Here is a 7,558-nt window from a genome sequence, read left to right on the forward strand (position 1 = left end):
AAGCTGACGCGCGGCGGCGCGACGTACGCGATCCGGGCGGGCGAGACGAAGGCGGCGAAGACGGCCGCGGACGGACAAGCCTCGCAGATCGAGTTGAACGGCGCGCCGCTGGAGAAGCAAGGGCGGCTGTTCGTGCCGGTGCGCTTCTTCGCCGGCGAAGCGAACTTGGACATTCAATGGGACGCGGAAGCGAAGCTCGTCGTGCTGCGCGATCCCGTGTTCGAATAGAAGCCAGGGGAAGAGGAGAGAGGGCATAACATGCTGCGCAAAGGCTTGATCCAACTGATGGCGACGCTGCTCGTCGCCTTGCCGCTGCTGGGCGTCTTCGGCAAGGAGGCCGGGGCGGCTTCCTCGCGGATCGCCGTCATCAAGGAGCTGTCGGGGGACGTGAAGGTCCAGAAGGCCGGCGGGTCGAAGGCGTTCCGCGCGTTCGCGAAGCTGAGCCTGAACCAAGGGGATATTCTGACGACGGGGGAGGAGAGCTCGGCGACGCTGCAGTTCTCCAACGGCACGTCGGAAGACGACCAGATGACGGTGGCGGCGAACACGGCGCTGACGTTCTCCAAGCTGTCGAACAAGAAGGGCAGCGTGACGAAGGTCAGCATGCTCAAGGGAACGGTCTGGTCCGACGTCAAGTCGATTCGGAACAAGGACGACGAGTTCCAGCTCGAGACGCCGACGGCGGTCATGGGCGTGCGGGGCACGCACTTCTTGTCGGCGGTCGACCCGAACACGTCGGCGACGAACCTCACCGTCTTCGCCGGGGTCGTGCGGGCGAACGTCCCCCAAGCCGGGCAGCTGGCCATCGCCGGCTCTTCGAGCGGAGCGGTCGGGGGCATGATGCCGGCGGCGCCGACCGGCCCGAACGGCCCGAACGGCCCGAACCGCCCGAACGGCCTCGGCCAGACGGTGCTGGTGTATCCTTCCCAGCAGATTTACTTGCCGGGAACGCTGCCTCCGGCCGCGGACCTGAACGGGCAGGTCGGCATCGTGGACGTGGGCAGCCTCATCGGCACCGCGCCTCCCGAAGTCATCCAGGCGCTGGTCACCCATCTCTCGGCGATCAAGGAAGAGCAGGAAGAGCAGAAGAAGAAGCTGCAGGAGAATCCGGGCGCGATCGCTTCCGGCCTGGAGACGCTCGGCCAAATCGCGGAGAATATCGACAGTCTGCTGCCTTCTCTGATCAAGGAGGCCGTCGACCAGTATAAGCTGGAGCAATGGGCGGCGGAGAATGCCGTTCAGCGGACGAAGAACGAGACCGGGTATACGATCGGCCTGGATAAGACAATCGGTCTGGATCTGGAGCAGCAAAAACGCCAGGAAGAGCTGAAGAAGCAGCAAGCCCAGGAAGCGAAAGACGCCCAGCAGAAGCAGCAGGACCAGCAAGCCGAGCTCCAGCGGGAGCTGGGCGAGCAGATAAAGCAGCTTCAAGAGCAGATGCGGCAGATTCAAGAGGCGAACCGGCGGGCGCAGCAAGCCGCGCAGGAAGCGGCGGAAGCCGAGCTCAAGAAGAAGCTTAGCGACGCGGAGAAGGCGAAGTTCGAGCAGAACAAGCAGCAGAACGAGCAAGGCGCGGGCACGGCGACGCCGGCTCCGTCGACCTCCTCCGGGTCGTCGAAGTCGAGCAACGCGAACCTGCAGTCGCTTGACCTGTCGGCGGGCACGCTGACGCCGGCCTTCGACGCGAAGACGACGAGCTACTCCGCTTCGGTCGCCAGCGAAGTGTTCGCTGTCGACGTGATCCCGGTTGCCGCGAGCAACAAAGCGACCCTTACCGTGAACGGGTCCGCGCTGTCGGGCGGCAAGGCGTCCGTGCCGCTGGCGCCGGGGACGACGACGGCGATCTCGGTGAAGGTCAAAGCCGAGGACGGCTCGATCAAGGAGTACAAGATCGCCGTCGCGCGGGCCGCGACGCCGCCTTCTGGCACGGCGACGCTTCAGTCGCTGACGCTGTCCGCGGGGACGCTGAGCCCGGGCTTCGCGCCGGAGACGACCGCTTACAAGGCGAGCGTCCCGAGCGCAACCGGATCGGTGACCGTGAAGGCTGCGGCGACCGATTCGAACGCGGCCGTCCGCGTGAACGGCGAGCCGCTGACGGCCGATGGCCGCGCGGTGACGCTCGGCTATGGGGCCAATACGGTCAACGTGGAAGTGACGGCGCAGGACGGCACGACGAAGAAGACGTATACGGTCGAGATCACCCGTCAGCTATTGAACGCGGTGAAGATCGCGTTCCCGTCGGGTTCGCCGCTGCAGATCGACTTCACGTCGGCGAATCCGAACACGGAGTTCGAAGTGCCCGCCGGCTCGGATAGCCTCGATCTGACCGTGCCGAGCGGCGGTCCGGAGCTGACGGTCGTCGCGAACGGCAGCCCGGTGACGCCGGAGCCGGTGTCCGCGGCCGGTCTGAAAGCCATGGCGGCCGTAGCGCTGTCGGCTCCGTCCGCTTGGAAATATGCGATCCCGCTCGCGCCGGGAAGCAACGAGATCAAGCTGACGGCCGTCATCGAAGGCGTCTCCAAGACGTACACGATCCTCGCGATCAAGCCGGCGATGAACGTGGCGACGCTGAAGAGCCTCTCGATCGACGGAACCGCGCTGTCCGACTTCTCGCCGGACAAGCTGGAGTACGAACTTAACGTGCCGAACGGGAAAACTTCGGTCGGCGTCGCGGCCGTTGCAACCGTCGATGGGGCGACCGTCCAGGGGACCGGCCCGGTCGAACTATCGGTCGGCGCCAACACGGTTACGGTTACCGTTACCGCCAAGGACGGCGTCACGAAGAAGGCGTACAAGCTTACGATCAACCGGGCGGCTCCCGCGGCTTCGAGCGAAGCCAGATTGAGCGGCATCCGAATCGACGAAGAGCCGATCGCCAGCTTCTCGCCGGATCATTATCATTATTCGATCGAGGTAGAGAACGAGAAGACCTCCGTCGCGGTAGCCGTCACGAAGATCGACAGCCGCGCCGCGGAGCATGTCAGCGGCAATACGGACCTCAAAGTCGGCAGCGACAACAACATCGTCATCGAAGTGACGGCTCAGGACGGCGTGACGAAGAAGACGTACACGATCCAGGTTACGCGCCTGGAGCCTTCGGTCTCGAACGTCGCGAAGCTGAGCGCGTTGTCGGTGACGAGCGGCGAGCTGTCTCCAGCATTTCATCCGGATACGGCGGAATACGCAGTGAATGTCGCCAACGACGTGGCCTCCATCGGCGTGAAGCCGACCAGCGAGGCCGGCGGCACGATCAAGGTCAAGGACGAAGCCGTGGAGAACGGACAGACCGTTAACGTACCTTTAAATGTCGGAGTCAATCCGATCTCTATCCTCGTTACGGCCCAAGACGGCGTGACGACGAAGACGTATACGGTAACGGTTTATCGGGCCGAACCTTCCGCTTCGAGCGATGCGACGCTCTCCGGAATCAAGCTGGACGGAGTCGACTTGGAAGGCTTTTCGGCGGAGCGACTGACGTATTCGTACGAGGTGCCCTACGCGAAGACCTCTATCGAAGTCGCAGCTGCGGCGGCTGACCATAACGCCAATGTCAGCGTAACCGGCAACTCCGGATTCGAAGTGGGCAGCGGCAACAGGATCGTCATTGAAGTGACGGCTCAGGACGGCGTGACGAAGCGAACGTACGAGATTGTCGTCACGAGAGCCGAGCAAGGTTCCGTTGAAGGGCATCCCGAATGGCTGACGGGTTGGTCGGCTATTACTAATACGGAACAGCCGATGAAGCTCTATCGAATTGATGCCTCCAACTTCTCCGCAAAAGTGGACGATATGGCATCCAGCTTCGATCTTACGATGGATTTCGATGATACCGTGATTACCTCCGTATCCCTTCGATACGGGGAAGCTGTGATAACATACGCCCCTGGCGAGACGAAGACGATTCTCTTCCCGGAGACGGCTTCGAATACGACGATTAACCTGGAGTTTATGAAGGATTCTAGCGTTGTCGGAACGGCCCGTTTGACCGTTCTTCGGGGAGAACCCGATCCGTCGAGTTATACGATGGATTCCGTTGTTTTCTCGCGGTTTGTCATGCCGGATTACGACTATTTCTTGGCGAACCCGTTATCGGATTCGAACGAGTACTTCATCCGAGTTCAAGATGCGGCGGATTGGATTAGCGCGAAGCTCCTTGACGATGGGATATTAGCCATCAGCCGGGCCGGCGTTCCCATCTCGGACTTGAGCCGGATCGAATTGTCGCCGGGATACAATGCCTTCACGGTCAAAGTATCCGATACGAGCGGACAGTTTTCCAATACGTACAAGCTGTTCGTTTACAGGGGAGATTCGAAGGTTCCGGGACTTGGCGTTACGTCTCTGACAGCCGATGGCGAGCAAGCAAACTGGAACGAGCTATTAAAGGGATATCAATTGTTCGCGGACGATACAAGCCTGCGGATTAAGCCGAGCGCGACTGCGGGGACAACCGTGAACGTTATCGGCCATGGCGTAGCCGATAATGGCGACGGCACTTATACCGTTCCCCTTACCGAGGAGATGGCATATGCCAGCATCGTCACTTCTGCCGAGGGGCAACGTTGGGCGGAACCACTGTTCATCCATAAAAACGAACTGCCCGCATTCGTCACTGGTTGGACGGTCTCCGATCCGAACGATCCGGATAATAGATTCAAGAAGAATATGTTCGGAGATTACGACGGAGACAAACAGTATTACGTTGCCGCTTCGGATACGTTGGCGGCGGTCAAAGTCAACTTGAAACTGGAAGAGGGAGTTGCCGCGACTGCCTACGCTCGCGGAAGCGGCGAGGCTGGAGAGGAATACTCCCCGGCGATCGAGAGCGACGGGTCGTCGACATTCGAACTGAATTTGCGTACGGGGTACAACTCGATTACGTTCTATCTGGAGAAGCCGCTCGGAGGCGAAGGTTACGATAATGGAGAGTTCACCCTGCACGTCGTTCGCGGAGAGATGTCGCTCAGAGGGATCGACGCCTACCCAGAGAACGGAGATTCCTTGACGGTGACTCCGATCGGGTCCAACAGCTACTTCGCGAAGACGGAATCCGATAAGGTGAACGTATACCCGGATTCCTACGGCTCCGAATCGGCCATATTCAAGTTCAAACTGAACGGTCAGCCGGCTACATCCTACATTGACTTGGGGGCTCAACCGGACGGTCTGCAAGATGTCGAGATTACGAGTTACGAGATGGACGGTCTTGTCAAAGGCATCTACCACCTGAAAATATGGAAGGGTGCGACAGGTCCGACCGGAATCAAAGTGAACGGTTGGAATGTCAAGATAGGTGATGAATCGGCGGACACGGTATCGCCAGCCGGCATACTTGCGGATTCCGTAGTCGTTCCCGCCGCTTCGACAAGCGTCAGCATCCAACCGAGCTCGACTCAAACGATTGTCGCCGTTTATTCGGAGGATCGAATGATCGCCGCCTCCGACGGCCGTTACGAGATTCCGTTGGACGATTACGATCCGACCACTTCCGTTCAGGTAGTTCTGCAAGCGGCGGATGGCAAGCGATACGTTTACGAATTAAGAATCGTCAAAGAGACCGAAGCGAAGCTGAATTCGTTATCCGTATTCGACAGTACGGGCCCACATATGCTTGCGATGGATTCAGCTCCTGACCGCGAGACGGATTACGTGTATGTGATCGCTCCGATGTCCGGCGAAATCGATGTAACCGCAATTCCGGCAGGAGCCGGCACCGTAAAGATTGACGGCCAGTTGGCCGACTCTTCCTCCCATTTCGTAACGTTGCCGGTAAACTGGTCGGAGCCCAAGATCGTTCCGATCGTCGTGACGAGCATTAGCGGGGGGCAAAAGACGTATACGTTGAAGCTGTTCCCGCCTGCGCCGGACAACGAAGCGGAATTAGTGAGCCTGGTGATTAACGGAGCGAATGTCTACCCGGATGCCGATCGGAATTTGATCTGGAATTTCGAAGCGGGCACCCCGGAAGCAAACGTAAATGCGAACATCACGTTAAACGCGACGAATCCGGGCGCGACGGCTACAATCAACGGAATGACGATCAGCAAGTATATAAGCACGCAACTTACGCTAACCCAGACCGTAGACATTCCGTTCCAAGTGAAGTCGGCGGACGGCACGACGCTGTCGGACCCTTACACGCTCAAATTCGTTAAGGTGCTGAATAGCGACGCAGGCATCTATAATATCAACGTTTTGGTGGATAACGGGGCCTACGCCGTCGTTTATGACGATACGAACGGGATCTACAAATTGAACGGTACGGCGCTTGACGGCAAGGTAAGCCAAGTCAGGCTGCTGATCGACACGAACCGGTCGGACGCCACGCTTACGGTTAACGGGGGCCCATATTTGACGGCCAACAATAATAGACCAAGAGATCAGCTCGCATTGAAGGGTCTCGAAGCTGGCGATAACGAATTCGATTTAATGGTTACGGCGTCCGACGGAACGACGGGACATTATACGTTAATGGTTGCTAGAGAGCCGGAGTTCCCGGAGCTCGAGATCGACGGAGCGCCGGCCTTGTACGCAGACGGGAAGCTGTGGTTCCAACCGGAAGCCCCTGAAGCTACGGAAGTCCATTTAAGTGCCTTCCTCGATGGATCCGCAGCTTTGGAACTGTTGGCTGACTATTATGAAGATAGCGGGGATGCGATTGGCTCCGACTTTGCTCTTCCGTTAGCCCCCGGCGCGAACACCTTCTGGTTGAAATACACAGACTCGGAAGGACATTCGGCGAAAAAGGAGCTTCATATTTACAACCGGAGCTCTTCGGAAGTGCAGGCGATGACGATTGCGACGGCTGGATTCGAGCAAGCGCCGGACTCGTCCTGGCACGCTTACTTGTCCGATCTAGGGAAGACGGCTCCGACGACGCTTCAGGTGGATGTAGCGATTGCTGACAATGTCAGCGTCTCCGCGTACAGTTTGACGGGCAGCTCTATCGACGCGGTATATAGTTATCTAGATGACCGTACGCTCGAACTTCCCATTCCCGATACGGAGAGCAGCACTTTTATTTTCCTAGTCGATAACAATGGAACCCGAATCGCCTATAAGGTCGTCATTACGAATATGACCGTATAGCGTTTCTGCCCTTTCCCGATTCTTTGGCGCGAATGCGCCGAAGGTTCGGGATTTTTTTTGTGCCATACCGCTCATTAACCGATTGAGCAGGTCTGCCGATATATACAGAAATAGGAACCCCCGAAAGGAGATTCCGCATGAGTTCCGAGAAGGACAAGCTGGAAGAACATATCAAGCAGTTCTACGACAACGTGCCGGACGTCGGGGACACGCTCCCGATGAAGGATTATTTGTTGAAGCACGAGAACAACCAGATGGCGTGGTACCTCCTGGGCAAGCAATACGCGGAGAGGGGCGAGGAGGGCAAGGCGAACTATTGCTTCGCGCAGGCGGGCCCGGTCTACGAAGCGTTCGAATCGAAGGCGAGCCCGCTGCTCGCATCGGCGCGGGAGCCGGGCCAGCCGCCGAAGCGCCGCTCGCGGCGGAAGGCGTGGGCGTGGGCCGCGGCCGGCGTCGGCCTGCTGGCGGT

At 58.9% G+C, this 7,558-nt stretch carries 2 protein-coding genes and 1 pseudogene; all 3 read left to right on the forward strand.

The genetic code is table 11. From position 1 onward, the window contains the following. The coding region (locus H7B90_RS32280) for a stalk domain-containing protein (protein ID WP_221482249.1) at positions 1-228 on the forward strand (228 nt) is incomplete at its 5' end. 30 nt (positions 229-258) lie between these two features. Further along, the gene (locus tag H7B90_RS32285) at positions 259-7,089 is read left to right on the forward strand and encodes a cadherin-like beta sandwich domain-containing protein (RefSeq protein ID WP_185140018.1); all 6,831 of its coding nucleotides are present in this window, start codon (positions 259-261) and stop codon (positions 7,087-7,089) included. Positions 7,090-7,226: 137 nt separating this feature from the next. Further along, a pseudogene (locus H7B90_RS32290) lies at positions 7,227-7,558 on the forward strand (L,D-transpeptidase family protein); the annotation flags it as partial.

The organism is Cohnella xylanilytica, from assembly GCF_014212175.1.
GTDB lineage: Bacteria > Bacillota > Bacilli > Paenibacillales > Paenibacillaceae > Cohnella > Cohnella xylanilytica.